Origin of the sequence: Paraburkholderia sp. BCC1885, assembly GCF_900996235.1 — a bacterium.
Lineage (GTDB): Bacteria > Pseudomonadota > Gammaproteobacteria > Burkholderiales > Burkholderiaceae > Paraburkholderia.
In genome coordinates this window covers 1-514 of sequence record NZ_CAAJGM010000097.1, presented here as the reverse complement: position 1 = coordinate 514, position 514 = coordinate 1, and the positions used below count along the sequence as shown (strand labels likewise).

Below are 514 nucleotides of genomic sequence, written 5' to 3'. Positions count from 1 at the left end.
TGTGAACATTACCGTTCCGGGCTGCCGGTGCCATGGCCGGGCGTCCGGTGCATTACTTTCAAGATAGAGGGCGACGGCGATTATAACCGTGCGGCCAGGTCCGTTACCCGAATTGGGCGTCGGATTAATCGACGGTAAGGCGGCATATCGATGGGACGAGCCACGCGGCGCCGTGATGGTGTTCAGGCGCGGCCAGGCGAGCGCAAGGGCAATGGCAATGGCCCGGTGGCGCTTGGTGGGATGGTTTTGCGCCGGCGCCGGGCGGGCGGCGCCGGGTGCCGTTCAGGCGATGAAGGCCAGCGCCTGCGCATCGCCTCGGATCGCGCCGGCTAAACCCCGCCGGTCACGAGCGGCAACACCGTCAGATCGGGATGGGTGCCCTCGACGATGCTGCGGCCCACGTGCACCCCTTCGTAGAGCGCCTCGTCCCTGCCGGCGAAGCTTTCTTCGCCGTCCGCGTGAAACGGCACAGCGTGACCGGGGATGCCAGGGTCGGCGCCCGGATGACAGACAT

1 protein-coding gene and 1 pseudogene are annotated in these 514 nt (G+C 67.1%); one reads left to right on the top strand and one right to left on the bottom strand.

Going from position 1 to position 514, the window contains the following annotated elements:
* Window positions 1-150 precede the first annotated feature (150 nt).
* Window positions 151-333 (top strand): hypothetical protein, encoded by a 183-nt coding sequence (locus FQ755_RS07640; RefSeq protein WP_144152738.1) that lies wholly within the window; start codon window positions 151-153, stop codon window positions 331-333.
* On the opposite strand, the pseudogene FQ755_RS07635 reads toward FQ755_RS07640, so the two are convergent.
* Window positions 330-514, bottom strand: a pseudogene (locus FQ755_RS07635) (hypothetical protein); the annotation flags it as partial. The gene FQ755_RS07640 and the pseudogene FQ755_RS07635 overlap by 4 nt on opposite strands.